Annotated in this window: 14 protein-coding genes and 1 rRNA gene; 10 read left to right on the top strand and 5 right to left on the bottom strand. The window is 43.8% G+C overall.

What is annotated here, in order from left to right; all coding sequences use genetic code 11:
• Positions 1–153 precede the first annotated feature (153 nt).
• Positions 154–267: ribosomal RNA gene (gene rrf, locus ACQKCG_RS06080) — 5S ribosomal RNA — on the top strand.
• A 573-nt stretch (positions 268–840) separates the two neighbouring features.
• On the opposite strand, the gene ACQKCG_RS06085 is transcribed toward rrf, so the two are convergent.
• Positions 841–1,101 carry a DUF1289 domain-containing protein gene (locus ACQKCG_RS06085; RefSeq protein WP_101206003.1) on the bottom strand — a complete coding sequence of 87 codons (261 nt, stop codon included), beginning with the start codon at positions 1,099–1,101 and terminating at the stop codon, positions 841–843.
• Positions 1,102–1,288: 187 nt separating this feature from the next.
• Between ACQKCG_RS06085 and ACQKCG_RS06090 the strand changes: the two genes are divergently transcribed.
• The 3 genes from ACQKCG_RS06090 (at position 1,289) to ACQKCG_RS06100 (ending at position 4,815) form a co-directional block, all read left to right on the top strand.
• Positions 1,289–1,957 (top strand): YqiA/YcfP family alpha/beta fold hydrolase, encoded by a 669-nt coding sequence (locus ACQKCG_RS06090; protein ID WP_134292537.1) that lies wholly within the window; start codon positions 1,289–1,291, stop codon positions 1,955–1,957.
• Positions 1,958–2,067: 110 nt separating this feature from the next.
• Positions 2,068–3,954 carry a DNA topoisomerase IV subunit B gene (gene parE, locus ACQKCG_RS06095; RefSeq protein WP_134292538.1) on the top strand — a complete coding sequence of 629 codons (1,887 nt, stop codon included), beginning with the start codon at positions 2,068–2,070 and terminating at the stop codon, positions 3,952–3,954.
• Positions 3,955–4,119: 165 nt separating this feature from the next.
• Positions 4,120–4,815, top strand: coding sequence for a lysophospholipid acyltransferase family protein (locus tag ACQKCG_RS06100; protein ID WP_227543684.1), 696 nt, complete (start codon positions 4,120–4,122; stop codon positions 4,813–4,815).
• A 179-nt stretch (positions 4,816–4,994) separates the two neighbouring features.
• Here the strand turns inward: ACQKCG_RS06100 and ACQKCG_RS06105 are convergent, their stop codons facing one another.
• Complete coding sequence (locus tag ACQKCG_RS06105) at positions 4,995–5,777, bottom strand: SDR family NAD(P)-dependent oxidoreductase (protein ID WP_134292540.1); 783 nt, start codon at positions 5,775–5,777, stop codon at positions 4,995–4,997.
• Between the two features lie 298 nt (positions 5,778–6,075).
• Between ACQKCG_RS06105 and ACQKCG_RS06110 the strand changes: the two genes are divergently transcribed.
• Positions 6,076–7,524, top strand: a complete 1,449-nt coding sequence (locus ACQKCG_RS06110; RefSeq protein WP_134292541.1) for a hypothetical protein — start codon at positions 6,076–6,078, stop codon at positions 7,522–7,524.
• Between the two features lie 127 nt (positions 7,525–7,651).
• On the opposite strand, the gene ACQKCG_RS06115 is transcribed toward ACQKCG_RS06110, so the two are convergent.
• The gene (locus tag ACQKCG_RS06115) at positions 7,652–9,316 is read right to left on the bottom strand and encodes a mechanosensitive ion channel (RefSeq protein WP_134292542.1); all 1,665 of its coding nucleotides are present in this window, start codon (positions 9,314–9,316) and stop codon (positions 7,652–7,654) included.
• A 456-nt stretch (positions 9,317–9,772) separates the two neighbouring features.
• On the opposite strand from ACQKCG_RS06115, the gene ACQKCG_RS06120 reads away from it, so the two are divergent.
• Positions 9,773–10,504 carry an FKBP-type peptidyl-prolyl cis-trans isomerase gene (locus ACQKCG_RS06120; RefSeq protein ID WP_057762133.1) on the top strand — a complete coding sequence of 244 codons (732 nt, stop codon included), beginning with the start codon at positions 9,773–9,775 and terminating at the stop codon, positions 10,502–10,504.
• Positions 10,505–10,642: 138 nt separating this feature from the next.
• Here ACQKCG_RS06120 and argA read toward each other — a convergent pair whose 3' ends face one another.
• Complete coding sequence (gene argA, locus ACQKCG_RS06125) at positions 10,643–11,965, bottom strand: amino-acid N-acetyltransferase (RefSeq protein WP_114701915.1); 1,323 nt, start codon at positions 11,963–11,965, stop codon at positions 10,643–10,645.
• Between the two features lie 398 nt (positions 11,966–12,363).
• Here argA and ACQKCG_RS06130 point away from each other — a divergent pair, with 398 nt between their 5' ends.
• Entirely contained in the window at positions 12,364–12,951 is a 588-nt protein-coding gene (locus tag ACQKCG_RS06130) for a hypothetical protein (protein WP_101205996.1), read from the top strand.
• A 174-nt stretch (positions 12,952–13,125) separates the two neighbouring features.
• Here the strand turns inward: ACQKCG_RS06130 and ACQKCG_RS06135 are convergent, their stop codons facing one another.
• Positions 13,126–14,013 (bottom strand): patatin-like phospholipase family protein, encoded by an 888-nt coding sequence (locus ACQKCG_RS06135; protein WP_227543685.1) that lies wholly within the window; start codon positions 14,011–14,013, stop codon positions 13,126–13,128.
• 396 nt (positions 14,014–14,409) lie between these two features.
• Between ACQKCG_RS06135 and recG the strand changes: the two genes are divergently transcribed.
• The 3 genes from recG to ACQKCG_RS06150 all read left to right on the top strand — a co-directional run bounded on the left by recG (position 14,410) and on the right by ACQKCG_RS06150 (position 21,698).
• Complete coding sequence (recG, locus tag ACQKCG_RS06140) at positions 14,410–16,773, top strand: ATP-dependent DNA helicase RecG (RefSeq protein WP_101205994.1); 2,364 nt, start codon at positions 14,410–14,412, stop codon at positions 16,771–16,773.
• A 531-nt stretch (positions 16,774–17,304) separates the two neighbouring features.
• On the top strand, positions 17,305–18,612 hold the full coding sequence (locus ACQKCG_RS06145) for an efflux RND transporter periplasmic adaptor subunit (RefSeq protein WP_427585274.1): 1,308 nt from the start codon (positions 17,305–17,307) through the stop codon (positions 18,610–18,612).
• Entirely contained in the window at positions 18,609–21,698 is a 3,090-nt protein-coding gene (locus ACQKCG_RS06150) for an efflux RND transporter permease subunit (protein WP_427585276.1), read from the top strand. The genes ACQKCG_RS06145 and ACQKCG_RS06150 overlap by 4 nt, the downstream gene beginning before the upstream one ends.
• Positions 21,699–21,733 lie beyond the last annotated feature (35 nt).

The raw sequence follows: 21,733 nt of genomic DNA on the forward strand, positions 1-21,733 counted from the left end.
TTAATCTATCTTGTATAGCTCAGGCTATAGAATAAAGAAAGAACATTTCGATATCACCTTTAACCTTGATTCAGTTAGGTTACAAGTTGATCGACAACAAGCTCAAACTTGAAGTCAACAATAAAAACAACAGACTCATATCTAACCCCCTTTGCTGACGACAATAGCGCGATGGCCCCACCTGATCCCTTCCCGAACTCAGAAGTGAAACATCGTAGCGCCAATGGTAGTGTGGTTCGCCCATGTGAGAGTAGGTCATCGTCAGCTCTCTATACCTAGATAAAGCCCCCTTTGCTAACCCAAAGGGGGCTTTTCTTTGTGTGCGGTTTGGTGACGGATCTACTGATTTCAGTCTAATTTATTCTAGCAAGCGTATTGCAGTATTGATTATAGAAAAACTTGAAGGTATGCTATTTTTTATTGAAAGCGCTTCTAACTTGTAAAAAACACTGTATTAAAGACAAAGCCGTCATTAGACTAATAAGGAAGTATGCGTGTCAATTTGGTTACTAGTTCTAATATCATTTTTGTATATTACTATTGGCGGGGCTTTCGCCTTCGGGTTTCTTTTCTATATATGTGCAGAAAATAGCCCAAGCTTAACCAAAGTTGAGAATAATGTTCTCTTTACCTTGTTGATTGGATATGCAGCTTCACTTGTAATCAGTGTTGGGATGGCCGTTTATTTTTACGTATTTACTGCTAGTGATTTATATTATTGGTGTTTTGCCATACCTTGGGGACTACTGATTCTACTATTAGGTTATTGGGCATATATTCTAGCGAAATTTAATGCATTCTGAGGATACTATTGGTATGTCTGGCCTGATTCATTACTTTTCAAAATAATTCACCTATCTCAGGTATCTCTTCAAAATCGAATCCTAACTGTTCATCTTTACGCTGTCTCATTTGTTCTATACGCAGCTTACGTCCTGCGATAAGCCTTAGCACCTCGCGTTGCTGCTCTGTCGTCATGTCATGCCATCGCTGGCGCTCAGTTCGACTACGCAGGCAACCAAAGCAATAACCCTTCTTATTGCTTTGACAAAGACCAATACATGGATTGGCAATCTCGAACAGCTCAAACTGTTGATTCATGACTCCTCCATAATGACTACCGTCATTCCTTTGACCTGCATAAAATCACTGTACAACATTATTATGTCGCAAATACTGACTAATAGTGTGCCATTTTATTGTTATTATTTTCGTCTAGCGGGTGCTATGCTTAGCTTTGATAGCCTTTATAAGATAATCATAACAAAATTAATAAGTGAGATGATACGTGAACTTGATTTATATCCATGGATTGGACAGTGATGCCAACTCGACCAAAGGGATGTTGTTAGAAAAATATTGCCAGCTTCATCATCCTGATATTAATGTGCTGCGTCCTGATTTAAATAAGACCCCTGCACAAGTGTGTGAGCAGTTACTGTCTTTAGTCAAAGCGCTAAATAATAGTGCAGATAGAAAATCAGCAAATAATCAGACTGAATTATCAAATACGGTATTAATCGGCAGCTCGCTAGGTGGGTATTTTTCTACTTTGATAAGCAATCAGATAGGTTGCCCAGTTTTATTGCTTAATCCTAGTATCCAGCCCCATATCACTTTACAGCGTTTCTCTAATCAACCAGTATCAAATCAAGATAACTTAGATGAGTCACTTACTAGCAAAGTCCTGCATACGACAGTGGGCGGCTGGAGTATTACGCCTGCAGATTTACAGTGGTTTGCAGATCATCAGCTTTTATCAGTAAATTATCCTGATAAAGTTGCTGTACTGCTAAAAGAAGGCGACGAGCTGTTAAATTCTGAATTGTCTAAAGCTTTTTATCAAGGTAAGGGCGCATCGGTAACGGTGCAAAAGGGTGGCGATCATCGGTTTAGTGACTTTGATGAGCAGTTGCCCATGATGATGAACATCTTACAGAGTTTAGTACAGCCTTAAATAGACGACATTATATGACGTAAGCGATGGAGTATTAACGTTAACGTCGCTATTTTTCGTTATAATGGTTTAATAGAATTAAACGCAAGCGAACAGTTAAGGATGCATTTGTGAGTCAATATAATGCGCAATCGTTAGAAGTTTTAGAAGGTCTTGAGCCAGTCCGTCGTCGTCCGGGTATGTATACCGATACCACGCGCCCGAACCATTTGGCGCAAGAGGTTATTGATAACTCAGTAGATGAAGCGTTGGCTGGTTATGCTAAAACCATCAAGGTGCAATTGCATAGTGATGGATCGTTGTCTGTCGAAGATGACGGGCGCGGTATGCCAACTGATATCCATCCTGAGTTTGGTCAATCTGGTATTGAGCTGATTTTGACCCGCTTGCATGCAGGTGGAAAGTTTTCGACCTCTAATTATGAAGTGTCAGGTGGTCTACATGGCGTGGGTATCTCTGTCGTCAATGCGCTATCAACTCGCATTGAGGTTACGGTATGGCGTGACAGTACGCAGTTTGATATGGCATTTGAAAATGGTGCACCAGTTACGCCATTGACTGAAGCAGTCAGCTCAAATAAGCGTAAACGTGGCACTAGAGTGCACTTTTGGGCGGATGGTAGTTTCTTTGATACGCCCAAATTTAATGTAAAACAGCTCAAGCATAATTTAAAAGCAAAGGCTGTTTTGGCCGCTGGACTGACGATTGAGTTCACTGATGATATCAATGACGAAAAGGTCGTTTGGCAGTTTACGGATGGGGTAGTCGAGTATCTAAGCGAACAATTAGATGGTTTGGAAACATTGCCTGAAGCACCGTTTTATTATAATTATGATGCGAAAGCAGGTGAACGAGCGGCTATTACCTTTGCCTTGTCTTGGTTGCCTGATGGTGGTACGCCGATTCAAGAAAGCTATGTGAACTTGATTCCGACAGCTCAGGGCGGTACGCACGTCAATGGACTACGCACGGGCATTTTAGAAGCACTTCGTGAGTTTTGTGATATTCATAATTTGCTGCCGCGCAGTGTGAAGTTGACCGCAGAAGATGTCTGGGACGGAGTGAACTATATCCTGTCTCTGAAGTTCTCTGAGCCACAGTTTTCTGGACAGACCAAAGAACGTTTATCTAGCCGTGAAGCTGCAGGCGCTGTACAGACATTGGCAAAAGATGCCTTTAGCCTATGGTTAAACCAGCATGCGGACATGGGTACGCAAATCGCTGAATTGGCGATCAATAAAGCAGGTCGTCGTCTGAAATCTGCCAAAAAAGTTGCTCGTAAGAAAATTACTCAGGGACCCGCATTGCCTGGTAAATTGGCAGACTGCCGTGGTGATTTACGTGATGGCGCTGAGCTGTTCTTAGTAGAGGGTGACTCTGCGGGTGGTAGTGCTAAGCAAGCAAGAGATCGTCATTATCAGGCGATATTACCTCTGCGTGGCAAAATCTTAAATACATGGGAAGTATCATCAGATACGGTGCTATCAAGCCAAGAGATTCATGATATTGCCATAGCTATCGGTGTCGATCCTGCCTCTGATGATTTGTCCGAGCTACGTTACGACAAGATATGTATCTTAGCTGATGCTGACTCTGATGGACTGCATATCGCGACATTGATCTGCGCGCTGTTTGTAAAACATTTCCCTGCACTAGTGGATGCAGGTCATTTATTTGTGGCCATGCCGCCATTGTACCGAGTAGATGTGGGTAAAGAAGTTCACTACGCGTTAGACGAGCCGGAGCTTGCACATATTTTAGCCAATGTGCCGGGTAATAAAAAAGCTCAGATTACACGTTTTAAAGGACTTGGTGAAATGAGTGCTGAGCAACTACGTGAGACGACGATGAGCCGTGATACACGCCGCTTAGTACAGTTAGATATGGATGACATGGTACTGACCAATAGCGTGATGGATATGCTACTGGCTAAGAAGCGTGCCTCTGATCGCAAGTCGTGGCTTGAGAGCAAAGGTGATTTGGCCGATATTTCTTAAGAGGCAGCAGTGAATTTAAAGAAATATGTGTGCAAAATATCGAAATAGATCATTACTTATATTTATGGCTGAACGATCTATCACATAATAAAAGCACGCTAAATTTAGCCTAGCCACAAAGGCTTAATGGTATTATGTCAGTACCTTTCATTACATTGTGCTGTCATGATACCGAAGATTTTTAACCGTTCTAAGTCTGTTGCTTCTAAACCTGCGCGCTCCAAAGTGCTCCCAAAACTTAGCAAAAAGCATTTGGGAGACAAGGTTCCAAAGCGTGGCAACAAGTTTGCGCCTGTTATTGCATCCGCACTGTTAAAGGCGTCAGGTTGGCGTACGGTAGGCGAGATTCCAAATATCTCACAAGCTGTAGTGCTTGCGCTGCCACATACTTCTAATGTGGATGGTATTTATGCGATTCCAAGTCTTTTTGCATTAGACATTAAAATCAGCATTATGGGCAAGCACACGCTATTTAAAGTGCCTGTGTTTGCACAGTTATTAAATTGGATAGGGGTTATTCCTATCGATCGTGGCAACAAAGGCTCTGTGCTGCAAGCCAGTATTGATAAGTTCAAAACTGGTGAACCATTATTTTTAGGATTATCACCAGAGGGAACACGGCAATATACTGAGTCGTGGAAGACAGGCTTTTATTATTTAGCGGTGGGTGCTGGTGTACCGATTTTGCCAGTAGCGATGGACTACAATACTAAAGAAATACGGTTTATGTCGCTGGTTTATCCTACAGGTGATATCGAAGCAGATTTACCAAAAATATATTCTCAGTATAAAGGGGTGCTACCAAGACACCTTGAGCGTTTGTCGAAGCCACTACAAGACATAAATAATACAGCTGAATAAGCTAGATAGTATAAATATTAGTTCAATTAGTTAAGTTGAAATCATTGGTTGTATGACAGGTACGAAAACTCAAAGCTGTCTACAACTAAGTTCTAATGATTGTTATTGGAAAAGCCCCTGATATGATGGTATCAGGGGCTTTTTTTGAATAATATTTAGATACCTATCAGCTTAACAATTTAGAACTGTGGCTGTCCGTTAGAGGCACTAACACCGCCATCGACAGGTAGGTTTACACCAGTAATCATAGAGGCGTCATCGCTCGCTAGGAAGGTAATGGCGGCGGCGATATCCTCTGGAGCTGCCAAACGTCCAAGCGGGCAGCGAGCTAAGAATTTATCTGTCTTAGACTCATTATCTTGAATAGCCGTGGTCATATCGGTCTTGGTGACGCTTGGGTTTACTGCGTTCACACGAACACCATCTGAACCATGATCTAACGCCAACGTACGGGTTAGATTGGTTACACCCGCTTTAGCAGCATTATAGGCAGCCATATTCCAGTCACCACCCACACCCGAGAGCGATGAAATATTGACGATATTACCCTTTGATGTAATCAGGTGAGGCATAGCAGCTTGCGAGACGTAAAAAGTCCCATTTAGATTCACATCGATAGCAGAGCGCCAATCATCAGCAGATAGTTCTGTGATTTTACCTTGAGTGGCTTTACCTGCATTGTTTATCAAGATATCAATCTTGCCGAATTTGTCGATAGCGCGCTCAACCATTTCTTGTACTTGGCTTTGAACACTGATATCGCATGTAATAATGAGATAATTATCGGTGTGAATCCAAGTACGATCTTGCGGCAACTCTTTTGCAGTTTCTTCTAGTGTTTCCGCTGTACGTCCTACTAAAACCACGCTAGCGCCTTCTTCGGCAAAACGAATGGCAGTTGCACGGCCGATACCAGAACCTGCACCCGTTACAACGACGGTCTTTTCTTTAAAACGCTTCATAATGTTTAATCCTTATTATTATATAATAGTCATTAAAAATTCGATGATTAAAATTTCAATGACTACGGTTTCGATAAATACAACTAAGTACAGTTTGTCATCCATAAACTTGCACGCAAGCAATACTGCTTTGTTATCATCATAACAAGTGATCGCTTTGAAAGCGACTGTCTCTGATAGTGCTTATGTAGCATAATTTTGCATCATTCAGATATTTGTAATACGTGACAATCATGTTGTTATTATTACGAGCTGACATGTGCGATATTCACCATAAAATAATAGAAGGTTGGAACTTGTGTCCCATTCGATTACTACTATGCCCGACTGGGGCTACCTGACGACCGAGCTAGTCAGTTATTTACAAGCAGACGCTATGGCAGTGACTTTAGCAGGCATGCATACGATTGAGCATGAATACAATGCTCAGTATATCGCTCGTCACTATCAATATCAGTTGCCACTTGGCAAGCTACAGTTGTTGGAGCTGACACTGTATTTACCCTATGATACAGAGTCAGTTGATATTGAGGCTGTACGTATGACTGCGGTAAAGTCAGCACTTACGTGGTACAAGTCATTATCGTCTCAAAATGAAGAAAATGCCTTAGCTGGTTATGAAGCTATGATTTTTGACATTCAGCTTGTTGGAGGAAGTAGCAATTTTAATCAAGATGATAACGGTGACAGTGCGAACCATTCAAACAGTGCTCTACAACGGCTTAAACATAATTTTGGGGTTCGTTACTTTTTAGAAGACTTAGTTGTCGACATGAGCGAAAGCATGCAGCAGCTGCAAGTCTTTAGCTGGGATGACTGGTACTCGATAGCAGCAGTACGCACCCCATGTGAATTATGGCGTTTCTTAGCTTATCATTTAGAACAGCTGCAGCAGTCGGCCGTAAATCATATTCCAAGTTTCGAGTCAGAAGACGCTTTGGTTGAGCGTTTTTTGCAAAGTCCAGACCTGTTTGCTCCTGCTATTGTAGTAGACAATGCGCTCATCAAAAACAAAGTACAAGACGAACCTAACTCAGCACTGGTCGCCATCACACTTGCCTACAAAAACCAAAGTTCAACTGCTCAAATGTACCATCAGCATATGATACAAGCAGCCACGATATGGTCTCAGCTAAGTATGCAGATGATAGATACGTATGGTAAAAAGCACGCAGCTAATAATGACGACCAAACAGGAATACCGCTCGCTCACTGGCAACAACAACTCCTAGATGAGTCTTTGTTTTCACGTCACGAGCTTATCCGTACGCTATATAGACACCCTAAACAAAGCGCAGCGCTGCAAAAAGATGGCTATGTGGTACATCAACATTCTTATGAAAGTTTGGGACGACATTATGTACTGGTGTTTTATGGTCACGAGTCTAAAGGGCCTAATAGTAAAGCCGCTGTCCAACCAAAGCTAGCAAAGATCGCACAGGACGTTGCCACACGTTTGCCAATTATTGAGCTTCATCATGTAGTCGTGCTTGGTATCGACTTTATCACTGAGAATAATGAGAATTTTTTCGATATTGATTTGTGGATTCAGCCAGTTGATGCGATGACTCAAAGGGAGCGCCAACTTACTAAGCAAATGCAGAAACTAAAACAACAAGAATTAGATAAGAAAAATACACCACTTGCTAATAGCATGGAAGGTGGTAAACCTGCGAAGGCGCAAAAAGAGAAGCTACCTCAAGTACAGATGAGCTTAACGATTCCAGCGCGCAAAGATAAGCAGTAGATAGACGTAGTTAGCTTTCTACCCGTTTATTAATAAGAAGAACCACAGATTTATTAATTACTTACTGACATAAAAAAGACAGCCTCGGCTGTCTTTTTCGTATCTAAACTAAACAATCAAAAAATACTTATTTATTGATATCGTCATTGAGACCGCTACCAGGAAGTACGTCATCGCTGTTGTAAATGTCATTAGTATCAACACGTGGTGTATCAACTACATCGGTACGTAAATCAGTGGTAGGGGTGCTAGCAGCAGATGGTGTGTTTTCATGAACTGAATCAGCAACTTTTTCTTGAGTTGATGAACTTGGCTGTAGCGCAGATTTTGCTTTCGCTTCAGTACGCTCATGATCCATCTTATCCTGCATTTTACGTAGGAAGCGAGCTGCAGCTTCTTGACCACCAAGACCAAATGATAGAGCAAAGGCAACGGCTACTGCACCTAGTGTTAGACCAAATGCTAGGTTAACGATTGAATCAGCAATACCCATCGCTTTTAGACCCATTGCTAATACTAGGCCCATGATCAATACACGTACGATGTTTGCTAGGAATTGTGAACCTTGCTCAGAACGTTCAACCACACCTGCAATGATATTGGCAAGCCAGAATCCGATGAATAGGATAATTGCGCCTAAGATGATGTTTGCACCGAATGCGATAAACATCGTAATAATAGCTGAGATAGGCTCGAAACCTAACAAGTCAGCAGCTGCAATGGCAGCAAATAGCATAGCGAAGAAGATAATCGCATAACCAACTAGGTCAGAGATTTTCTTGTCGCCCATGGTTTCTTGTAGACCAACTTTCGCAGGTAATTGATTGATTTGAGTGTTCTCAATCAGACCTTTGATGATGTTGGCAACCATGCGTACAACATAGAAAGTTACTACTAGGATAGCCACTGCCATAAAGATATTTGGCAAGGCTTCCATGATTTTGTTCAGCATATTGGTCGCAGGGCGAGCAATCACTTCGATTTTTAATGCGTTTAGAGCAGCAATAATGGTTGGAATAATAACCACAAGAAATGCTAGCGAACCCGCAATATTAGGTAAGCTATTTTGCTCACTTAAACCTGCTTTTGACGCCAATTCTTGTACATTAAAAGTAGAAACAAGATTGGTGACGATGCCGCGTACGACTTTGGCAATGATATAACCAACGACGAAGACTACACCAGCAATCAAGATATTAGGGATAAAGCTAAAGATCTTGTCGACCATATTAGTTAATGGTGCAAACAAACCATCAAGCTCTAATTGACCAAGTACCATGGTCAATACAACCAATAAGATGAACCAGTAAACCATATCAGCAATCGTACTGCTCATTGGTTTTACACCAGCTTGTGCACTTAAACGCTCATCCATAGAGGTTTTCGCGAGTGCAGCGTTGATCGCTGTGCGTGCGACAGTAGCCACGACCCAACCGATCACACCAAGTGCGATAGCGCCGATAAGATTAGGGATAAATGCCAATACTTGATTAACCATATTTGCGAATGGTGCTGAGATAGAGTTTAAGTTTAATTGGCTAAGTGCGCCTGAGATAGCAATGATGAAAATAAACCAGAAAACAATTTTGGAAATGATACCTTCAAGGTCGTAGGTTTTACCAGTTGAAGAGTTCATACGCTGATTGAGATTAACTTTAGAGAGTACGCCGCGTACCAGTGCTGCGATACCAAGGGCTACTAGCCAACCAATAACGAATATCAAAATAGCACCAATGATGGAACCGATAGGTCCACCGAGATAGCCGTTAAAAGATGTGTACATTGGGTTCATCTTATCCTCCTTGAAGCATCTTATATAACTCGCCAAAAACAATGTTCATACAGCGATTAGTGAGCAAGACATACAGATGGTTGTCATAAATAGTATTTTTAGAATCAGTTATATAGAGATATTATCGTTTTTGAGCATAAATCATTATCAGCAGTATCTCTTATTTATATTACAGTGACTTCGCTATCTATATCTGCTTATTTTTGATAAAAATTAACGCTCGGTTACTTATCTCCTTAGTTGATTCAGCTTAGCTGATGTATTGATGGATTTAAAGACAGAAAGCTTTACCTGTTACTATATTTGTGTGATAACTTGTTATTATGATAGAAGATATTAACATAGACTATACATTGACCCGATAATTTCGTGCAAAGCGTAGTTCCCAAAACTAAGATTTGTTATTATAGAGGAATGTGACATCTCGCCACTATTCTTACAATTAGAGAGTACTTTATGAAAAAAATCACTACTTTAGGCGTTAGTGCACTTGCTAGCGCTATGTTGTTAGTAACAGGCTGTAGCACCAACAATGGCAATCAAGAAACAGCCGCTCAAAGCGTTTCCATTACTGAACAAAGCTCAGCTAGTGAAAAAGTAGGTTATAGCTTAGGTTTCATGATGGCAGAAGGCAATAAAGACGCTGTCAAAGATCTAGACCTAAATACTTTTGAAAAAGGCTTCCGTGATGGCTACGAAGGCAATGAATCAGCATTGACCCAAGAGCAAATGCAACAAGTATTGATGGACTATCAAAAAGAGCAAGAAGAGCAATTCGTTAAAGACATGGAAACCAAAGCGACAGAAAATAAAGCCGCTGGTACTGCATTCTTAGCAGAAAACGCCAAAAAAGAAGGCGTTAAGCAAACAGAGTCTGGTTTACAGTATAAAGTTATCAAAGCAGGTACTGGTAAATCACCAAAAGCAACTGACGTGGTTGAAGTAAATTACGAAGGTAAATTGCTTGATGGTACGGTATTTGACAGCTCTTATGAGCGTGGTGAGCCAATCGAGTTTCCACTAAACCAAGTAATCGCTGGCTGGACTGAAGGTCTACAGTTGATGAAAGAAGGCGGCAAGTACGAGTTCTATATCCCATCAGACATCGCTTATGGCGAAGCGGGTAACGCTGGTATCGAGCCAAACAGCACGCTTATCTTTACTGTTGAGCTATTAAAAGTAAAATAAGTATCTAAAGCAAAATTATTAGTTTAGGTACTTAGCCTACAAAAAAGCCTTCATATAATTATGAAGGCTTTTTTACGACTAATATTTTACCTCAGATTGATATCGAGCTTACAAAGCCGATATCAAGTTGGTGATAAATCATAGATTTTTTTGAAAGACTTTAGAGTTACGGCCATTATGGTATTTCTCTAAACGTGCTTCAGGTAAAGCGCTGGCTTCAACCTCAGCAAAGCCTTGCTCGACGAACCAATGGGCAGTACGAGTGGTCAAAACAAATAACTTGTACAAGCCATGGCTACGCGCTTGCTGTTCTAGAAACGCTAACAAATCTGCACCGCGGCTACCACTACGGTACTCAGGGCGCACGGCAACACAGGCAACTTCCGCTGACTCTGAATCTAGCGTATGCAATGCTGCACAGCCCAAAATCATACCATCACGCTCAATCACACTATAGTTATCAATCTCTTGTTCTAAGCGCTCGCGTGAACGACTGACCAAGATGCCTTGCTCTTCTAGAGGTGACAGCAGCTCAATCAGACCAACCACGTCATCGATATTGGCACGGCGAATTTCTTCATAAGGGTCGTGGCTAATCAACGTACCAGAACCATCACGCGTGAATAGCTCTTCTAGTAGCGCGCCGTTTTTGGCATACGAGATAATATGCGTGCGATGCACACCTTGACGACAGGCCAAACTTGCACAGTTCAAGAAATAATTGATTTCGCAATTTAAATCACGGTCACGTAAGAAGCGATCAACTTCGTTTGGAATCATTTCACGTAATAAACGATCATCGTCGTTGATACCCGCTTCTTCACCTAAGAATATAAGCTTGTCAGCACCCAGTGCTACGGCAGCGCTTAGGGCAACATCTTCCGCCAATAAGTTAAATACTTCGCCAGTCGCAGAGTAGCCCATCGAGCCTAGTACAACGATATGGTCGTGAAGCAGGTTATTTTTGATGGCTTCCACATCGATAGAACGCACTTCACCCGTCATTTGGTAATCAATACCTTCACGGATACCGTATGGACGCGCTGTCACAAAATTACCCGATATCGCATCGATACGTGAACCATACATCGGAGAGTTGGCCAGTCCCATTGATAGCTGAGCTTCAATCTGTAAACGAATAGCGCCAACGGCTTGTAAGATAGATGGCATCGCTACACGTGGCGTAATACGGATGTCTTGATGTAGCGGCGATTCAATGTTAGCGTCTTTTAAGTTCTTTTCGATTTGCGGTCGTGCCCCGTGTACCAGTACCAGCTTGATACCCAAGCTATGCAACAAGGCAAAATCATGAATAAGTGTGCTGAAGTTCGCATGGTTGACCGCTTCACCACCAAACATGATCACGAAAGTTTTGCCGCGATGGGTATTAATGTAGGGTGCAGAGTTACGGAACCAATGGACGTATTCAGGGTTGATCTGGGGCATGGAGCTAGTAGTCATAATGGGAGCAGTAGTCGTTAGAATAAGAAAAGGGGCGCAGCAAAAAAATGCCTAACGCTAAAGATTTACCATAGCAAAAAACGCGGTTATGAGCTATCTTTTATTTCAGCTGTATTCAAGCATTCTGATTGCCAATCGCTGATATACACAACCTCAACACTGGGTTAATGTACGTACAAATGCTTTTTGTTATGCTAAGCGCTATTGCTTTACAGATGCTGAGCGAAGATAATCAGGTTAGATAAATGAGTTCGTGTGTTTCATAGATTGCATGAACTATTTCACAGCGATATCTTATATACATCGCAATGCTTTTTATCTGTTGAACAAATTATAAAAATAACTTAAGTTGCACCATCTGTGTTTTACCGATATATCAACCAGGGATAATGAAAATCATGAAAAAAAGTAACCAGTTTGCTAGCCCGTTCAGTGCTTGGAGCGGCCACCGCTTATTTCACGTTGTTGCCGGTACGCTCATCGGTGCGATGGTCGTTACACAAGCCTCAGCAATGCTGCCAACACCAGAGCAAGCGGTTGATAGCTCAATGGCTATTCAGACAAATGCTAACAAGAGCAACAACTCAAGTGCTCAAGCCGTCAACAGCAGAATTACAGCGTCATTGGTTAGTGTTGATGCCAATGGTCAAGAAGTGCTTGTCCCTGTAGATACCAATACTCGTTTGCAGTCAGGTAATGTATTGGAGTATCAAGGGTACTTTACCAATACCAATGCAGATCGCGTCCGTAAAATGACTGTTACGATGAGCATTCCAGAGCAGGTAGAACTACTAAAAACGGTTGCTCCTGAATTCCCATATGGCAGTGTAGATGGCAATAACTTTGCTCGTATGCCATTACGTACCAAAGTAGATAATCAACTACAAGATGTCGCGCTTAAATACTATAAAGCGGTACGTTGGGACCTAGAAGGCGTAGGCCTAAATGATACCGTCGCTGTAAAATATCGCGCACGCGTTAAATAGTCCTGAGTTTTTGGATTAGAATTTAGCCAGCATTGATGTAGTTAGCACTGAAAACTATCCATTTAGTGCTGAAAGCTATCAATAAAAAAGCACCACAGTTTATAGCTGCGGTGCTTTTTTATGGTGTGTTAGGACGTTTGATAATTTTGCTGATAAGTAAGTAAAAGTACTCAATTACAGCGTGGTATATTGGCTACTAGATTTCTCTTGGATAAGTTGTTTGATAGCATTGATTTGTGGCGTTGTAGCTTGAGCGCCTGCTTGTATTAGACTGCGTCGCTGCCTAGTATCTATTGAACTGTTACGACCGATATTAGGAGTAATAACAATATCCGCTCGATTCCGCTCACTCTGACTTGATGCGGAGCGCTTAGCAGTCAGGTTGGTAGCTAGAATATTGGTTTCGAGAAATCCCCAAAAGTCACTCAATGAGTTCATAGTCGGTATTTGATTATTAGTATTATCACTGCCTTGAGCTCCCGTCACGTCTACAGCAATGACAATATCCGCACCCAAGTCATAGGCGCTATCTACTGGTACTAAGCTGACCACACCGCCATCGATATATTTTTTACCGACCTTTTCAGGAATGCGCGGGGCAATAAAAATATTGGGTACGCTACAGGATGCTTGTACGGCAAGCCCTGCATCGCCAGTGGTAAAGACTGTTTTCTTCAGAGTGTGTTTCTCTGCTGCGATTGCCGCAAAAGCAATAGGAAAGTCTTCTATGGTTCGCGCATTCACTTTGCTATTGATAAAGTTTTTTAACTTAATACCTTCGATGAAGCCTTGATTGGACAAAGTAAAGTCTGTGAGCTGGCTATCAGTAGTGGTTAGTGCCAATTGCTCAAGCTGTGCAGGCGTGTAACCACTGGCGTATAAGCTGCCAATCAAGCTACCCACACTCGTACCGACCACCAATGTTGGTTTGATACCGTTTTCTTCTAGCGCTTTAATGACGCCCACATGAGCAAACCCTTTTGCACCGCCGCCACCTAGCACCAGTGCAACAGTAGGGGGCTTAATAATAGGATCTGGTGTTGCAGGAATAGTCGATGGCAACGTGCTACATGCACTAATATACAAACCGAGAATTGATATTAAGCTGATGCGCAGCGTGCTCTTTAGATGACGATCAGATTGTGACGAAACTGAGGAGGCAAAATAGAAACAAGCATAGAAAAACACCTTATGAAATTGCCAGAATTCAAAAAATAAGACATCAGTTATTGGTATGATGAGAAGAAGCGGTTTATCTATAGTAGATGGACTGTATAGATGCTATTTTACTAAATAGCCTAGCATAAGCAATTGTATTGTCAGCTATAATGAAATGAGTCGAATTTGTTATACGTACTATCGTTATGGCTATTCTGTGGTACAAGTCATCATGTACAGCCTATTAAAAATGCTCGATTTAGCATACAAAAATTAAAAATAATATTGTTAGGATCTTTAATGCCAATATCGGAGAGTCATGCCTCATCTAACTCATTAGATCACTTTAGATCTGATATGCCGCTGTCAGCACTAGATATGCCAGTGTCTGCGCTAGCAGGTGTAGGGGTAAAAGTCGCAGAGCAGTTGGCGCAATTGAATATCAAGCGGATATTCGATTTGCTATTACATTTGCCCCGTGATTATGAAGATCGTAGTCGACTGGTATCAATCGCCGATATAGAGCATGGACAGTCAGCGCTAATTACTGGTCATATCGTCCATGTCGATACCAAGCGCAGTGGGATGACTGTGACGGTGGACGATGATACGGGTACGATATCATTGCGGTTTTTCAAGGTCTATCGTGGTCTGGTACAGACCATGAATTTGGGAACGCGCTTACAGCTATTTGGTGAGGTCAAAGTCAGCCGCTACGGTAAGCAGATACATCACCCTGAATATCAAGTTATCACTGACAATACCGTCATGACCGATATGGGATTGCAGCCTATTTATCCTACTGTCAAAGGTTTACATCAAAACAAGCTGCGCACTTTAATTAAACTGGCATTGCAAACGGTTCGGAGCCAAGGTCTGCCTATGACATTGTTTACGGCTGAAGATTTTGCAGTTGTATCCGATTTGCCATTAGTGCCTTTTGAGCCATCTAAATCAACAGTATCAGAGGCCGAATATACCGAAGATATTTTCTCGACATTAGCACGCAGCGTGCCTGACAATGTGACTAGCAATGCGATTGGCAATAGCGTATATAAACCCAACCCTTCTACCTATCAGGCAGATAATGATATACATAACGTCGCTGCCAGTATTGCTCAGCACAATGTCTATAACTTAACGATATTTGAAGCATTGGTACTGCTGCATACGCCGCCTACTTATACCAGCGCGTCTCAGCAATACAAACTATGCACCCAACTCAGTGCCCGTACGCATGCTGCCTGCCAGCGCTTGATTATTGAAGAGTTGACTGCGCATCAGCTCAGTCTGCTATATCGTCGCCAGCAGCTACATCAGCATAAAGCGCCCAAATGCACTATCAACAGTCCTCTTGCTGATAAGCTGTTTTCTGCATTGCCTTTTGATTTAACGGGTGCGCAAAAAAGAGTGATGAAAGACATCACTGCGGATATGGCGACCTCAATTCCGATGCTACGACTGGTACAGGGTGATGTGGGTGCTGGCAAGACGTTGGTGGCAGCAGGGGCGGCAGGCTATGCGCTCGATAGTGGCTGGCAGGTCGCGGTAATGGCACCGACTGAGATTTTGGCAGAGCAGCATCTACTGAATTTTAAGCAATGGTTTGAGCCATTAGGTATTGGTGTCGGTTGGCTTGCCGGTAAGCAAACGGCCAAACAGCGCCGTGAAGCTTTGGAAGCGGTTGCAGAAAATACCGTGCAAGTGGTGGTCGGTACTCATGCACTGTTTCAGGAGCAAGTTCAGTTCGCTAAATTAGGCTTAGTCATCATTGATGAGCAGCATCGATTCGGTGTTGAGCAACGCATGGCATTGACCAATAAAGGCGTGGCTAATAGCACACCGCACCAGTTAATCATGACCGCAACACCGATTCCAAGAACCTTAGCGATGAGCGTTTATGGCGATATGGATACCTCAATCATTGATGAATTGCCACCGGGGCGTACGCCAATTACGACGGTAACCATCGATCGCAATCGACGCGACGAGGTTATAGAACGTATTGCGATCAATTGCGAAGCGGGCAGGCAAGCGTATTGGGTATGCTCACTGGTAGAAGCGTCTAGTGTCTTGGATGCGCAGGCAGCCGAAGCCACTTATGAGGACTTAAATGAACGTCTAGATATTCGTATTGGACTAGTGCATGGCAAAATGAAGTCTGCTGATAAGCAAGCCATTATGCAGGAGTTCAAAGCAGGTAATTTGGACTTGCTGATTGCGACGACTGTCATCGAGGTAGGGGTCGATGTGCCCAATGCGTCATTGATGGTTATCGAAAATGCGGAGCGTTTGGGATTATCCCAATTGCATCAGCTACGCGGGCGAGTCGGACGTGGCTCGACCAAAAGCTTCTGTGTACTGTTATATCAAAAGCCGCTATCGGAGACAGGTACTGAGCGACTAAATGTCCTACGTGATAGTACCGATGGTTTTGTTATTGCTCAAAAAGACTTAGAGCTACGTGGGCCAGGAGAGCTGTTAGGCAAACGTCAAACGGGTAACGTTGGCTACTATTTGGCTGATTTGATCCGTGATGAGCAATTATTTGCCATTGCTCAGCGGTTAGCGAAGCATTTGATAGCAGACCCTGCGCGAAAAGCAGATGTCAGTCAATTGATTCATCGCTGGATGCCTGAGGCAAGTCGCTATACCAGTGTCTAGTGCCCAGTGTCTAGTGTCTAGTAATCAATGCTTAGTGCTTAGTATCGGTATCGGCAAGTAGGTTCAGTATGTCATTGAACCTAGCTCTGGATATAATCAAACAGCATGGCCACAACGTTAACATTCTTTATAGACGATACTCCATCCATAGTCAGTCGTTGAATACATCAGATATTCAGCGGCTGGCTGCACGCGATCTTATTTCTTTAAACCGGTCGATATGCCTTGAACATTGCACATGTATTCGGTCTAAGTTTCAATTAAGTTTATGAACGCTAGACACTATATATAAAAATAAGATGATGACTAAATATATGCTATTCTCGATAATTTGATGAACTATTATAATAATAAACAGTGCTTTAGAGAACATCGTAATACTCTCTGTAAGTAACGCTCATAGCTATATATCAGGCTGTCCAAACATTGCTTCGATTGCGTGCCACTTTTTATTATTGCTGTGAATGATTGATATTTTTAGTCATTCCATATCGAGTATTTCAATATTGACTGTACCTACAGAGAGTTATCATGAGCGATTTTGAAGAAACCCATTCTAAGCCGGCAGCTGAAGCTGAGTTGCCGCCATATCGTCAAACTGACACTGTATCTCAAAGGCCATCTGCAAAACCACCAATATGGCTGTGGCCCGTATTGGCAGCCGTGCTAGTGATTGGAGTACTGCTTGGCAAGTATTGGGGCAATGATAGTAGTGCAGCTACAGATGAGTCAGCAGCTTCTAATTCTGTCGCAAACGATCAGGCAACCGGTAGCGATGCCAGTATTGAGCAATCAGTACTCTCAGTAGAAACAGTCAGTCCAAGCCAAGATGATATCGGCAGCACGCTCAGTGCCGATGGAACCATCAATGCTAAAGATACTGCGAATGTCAGTGCAAAAGTCAATGGTGTGGCTATCGAGCGTATCTTGGTCGAAGAAGGCGACCGCGTCAGAGCGGGTCAAGTTTTAGCCGTGTTCGATACGGATGCTATGGAGCAGCAAGTACTACAGGCGCAAGCAGATGTCGCAGAAGCGGAAGCCACCCTTGCCAATGCCAGCGCTGATGCTGCACGTGTGCTGCCATTGATCGATATCGATGCCATCAGCAAACAAGAAGCCGACCGCTACCGTACCTCGGAAGTCCGTGCCAGAGCTTCTTTGCAAGCATCCAAAGCCCGTTTGAGCAATCAGCGTTTAACATTAGAGAACGCAAAAGTCGTCGCTCCTGTCAGCGGTATTATCAGTGAAAAAATGGTAGAAGTTGGGCAGGTGGCAGGTGGCAGGTTGGCAGGTGGAGATCCATTATTTACGATTATCAAAGGCGGCGTTTTGGAATGGCGAGCAGATATAGATCCTAAGCTTGTCGGGGATATAAATGTCGGTACGCCTGTACAAGTCAGTCTGCCGGGTGGTGATACAGTGATGGGGCAAGTAAACCGCATCGCACCCACCGCAGACAACAACCGTCAAATTACGATTTATGCCAGCCTAGCTGCCAACTCAAAGATACGTGCAGGCATGTATCAAACAGGCGAGTTTCTATTGGGAAGTACCAGTACGCAAACGATTCCTAATAGCGCAGTAGTCAGTAATGATGGTTATGATTATGTGATGCTCGTTACCGAATCGACTACTCGAGATGATCGGTCGATGGGACGTATCAAGCAGCAGCGAGTCACGTTAGGTGAGCGATTGGGCGAGAGCGTAGCAGTGCTAGAGCCTTTGCCAAATGACAGTCGTATCGTAAAACAGGGCGGTAGCTTCTTAAATGATGGTGACTTAGTGCGTGTTGTTAATGGTGTAACTCAAACCAGTAAGCCAGTGCAGGCACAGCCATGAGCTTAAACGTCTCCGCTTATTCTATAAAGAACCCGCTCGTCGCTATCTTGCTATTTGTGCTGCTGACGTTGGGCGGTATTTACGGTTTCATGAAAATGAAAGTCCAGCAGTTTCCCGACATAGACTTGCCAGCGGTGGTAGTCACGGTCACGCTACCGGGTGCTGCGCCTTCACAGCTCGAAAACGATATCGCCAAAAAGATTGAAAACAAACTGACCAGTATCGAAGGCGTGAGTCATATTCGCACCACGCTACAGACGGGCGCGGCGACCATTGCCACTGAATTTACCTTAGAAAAAGACATTCAAGAAGCGGTAGACGATGTGCGGTCAGCAGTCGGCGAAGTACGTGGTGATCTACCAGCTGCAGCCAACGATCCTATCATTACCAAAGTATCTACCGCAGGGTTTCCAGTGGTTACGTACTCTGTCGCTGCTGAAAATATGAGCGTGGAGGATCTATCGTGGTTTGTCGATGATACCGTTACCAAACGACTATCTGATATACCAGGCGTCAGTACCGTGAGCCGTGTTGGCGGGTTGCAGCGTGAAATCACGGTTGCTGCCGACCCAATTGCGTTAAGTGGTCTAAAGTTTTCTATTTCGCAATTATCGCAGCAAATAGCTGGTATCCAGCAAGACAGCTCTGGCGGGGAGGCAGAAGTTGGTAATACGACTCAGACCATCCGTGTTCTCGGTGCTGTTGAGCGAGCAAATGAGCTAAACGACTTGCAAGTGGCTGTCCCTACAGGGGGTACACAGGCTTTAGGTCGGATGGCAGAAATCACTGACGGCGCAGCAGATCCAAGCTCGATTGCCAAGCTAGACGGTCAAACCGTAGTGGCATTTAACATCACTCGCTCGCGCGGTGCCAGTGAGGTCGATGTGATGGAGCTGGTTGATGAAGAGCTTGCCAAGCTGACTGCTGATGTCGGTAACATCAGTATTGAAAAAGTCTATGATCGAGCCACACCCATTGCAGAAGATTATGAAGCTTCGTTAAGAATGCTCATCGAGGGTGGTCTGTTGGCTGTAGTGGTAGTCTTCCTGTTTTTGCGCAATATTCGCGCGACTATCGTTGCTGCGGTTGCTTTGCCATTATCAGTGATTCCAACCTTTTTAGGTATGTATCTGTTTGGCTTTAGTCTTAATATCATCTCACTACTGGCATTATCATTGGTCATTGGAGTGCTGGTTGATGATGCAATCGTTGAAGTCGAAAACATCATACGCCATTTACGCATGGGTAAGACGCCTTATGAAGCAGCGATGGAAGCCGCTGATGAAATCGGTCTCGCCGTTGTCGCTACTACGTTTACTTTAATTGCGGTGTTTTTACCAACGGCCTTTATGGGCGGTATCGTTGGACAGTTTTTCCGTCAGTTTGGTTGGACGGCTGCCTTATCAATTTTTGCCTCGCTGATGGTAGCGCGCCTGATTACCCCTATGATGGCAGCTTATATCTTGCGACCTGAGAAAAAGCACGTCGAAAAACAAAGCGCGATGATGAAATACTATCTTAAGATTGTGTCTTGGACTCTACATCATCGCTGGATAACCATGGGTGCAACACTTGTTTTATTTGTGGCATCGCTAGCTCTGGTTAAGCTGCTACCGACGTCATTTATCCCTGATAATGATATCGATCAAACTCGAGTGGCTATTGAGCTGACACCTGACGTGTCGTTGGCAGATACTGAGCGCGTGGCAGCGCTAGCGAGTGCTCGCATTTTGGCCATGCCTGAGGTGACCAATATCTTTACCTCAGTGGGAGAGGCGCAGGCGTCGATGGGTGCGTCGGATGGTGGCGGCGGTAAGGCTGAAAACATCGCGGGCTTGGATATCGTACTTGCTCCGCGTGCAGAACGAGGCACTAAGCAAGAGATAGAGCGCAAAATTAGCAAACTGATGACAGAAGTGCCAGGAGCACGGTTTACAGTCGGTCTATCGAGTGGGGGTGAGAGCGGTTATAACTTTTCATTGACCAGTACCAATCCGCAATTGCTTGAACAAACTGCACAAAAAATCATGTCTGAGATTCGAGGGCTACCAAGTGCAGGCGCTGTGACTAGTGATCGCAGTCTGCCACGCCAAGAGCTAACGGTAACGCCAGATAGATTGGCAATGGCTGATAAAGGGGTGACCACGCAAGATATCGCTACGACTCTACGTGTGGCGACCGTAGGCGACTATGAACAGCAATTGTCCAAGCTTAATCTTGATACACGCCAAGTACCAATCGTCGTACGTCTACCTGATGTGGCTAAGCAAAATGTTAGTCAGCTAGAAGGTTTGTACGTGCCGAGTACTATGCCTGCAGGTCAAGGCGTGCGCGTCGGTGAGGTTGCTACGCTAGACTTTGGCACTGGGCCTGCGCAGATTAGCAGACTGGATCGAGAGCGTGCTATTAGTATCACGGTACAACCTGCGAGTGGCGAGCTTGGCGATTTGGTACAGGCGGTAAAAGCAGTACCGACCATGCAGCAACTGCCGCCTTCGATTACCATTATCGACCAAGGTCAAGCCGAAAACATGGCAGACCTCTTTAGTGGCTTTATCATTGCGATGTCCGTCGGTGTGGTTTGTATTTTAGGCGTGCTGATTCTACTTTTTGGTCGTTTGTTGCAGCCTTTTACCATTCTGATGGCGTTACCTCTGTCGATTGGTGGGGCGTTTGTCGGCTTGGTTATTACAAATAGCAGCTTATCGATGCCTTCGATGATTGGTTTTATTATGCTCATGGGTATTGCGACCAAAAACTCAATCCTGCTGGTCGATTACGCGTTGATTGCCCAACGCCGAGGGCTGGCGCGTTTTGAGGCTATCGTAGATGCATGCCGCAAGCGTGCACGGCCTATTATCATGACAACTATTGCGATGGGTGCAGGTATGTTGCCCCTAGTATTTGGTTGGGGTGATGCAGATCCTACTTTTAGGCGACCGATGGCAGCAGCGGTACTGGGTGGTCTGGTGACCTCTACGCTATTGAGCTTGGTTGTTATTCCTGTCGTCTATACCTTGATGGATGATCTATCAGGATGGTTTGCTAAGTGGTTGGCTCCACATGGCAAACCTAGTGACTCCTAATAGTTACTTCTCATAGTCACTTCTCATAGAGAGCC

The sequence above is a fragment of the Psychrobacter sp. NPDC078929 genome (genome assembly GCF_050267985.1).
GTDB lineage: Bacteria > Pseudomonadota > Gammaproteobacteria > Pseudomonadales > Moraxellaceae > Psychrobacter.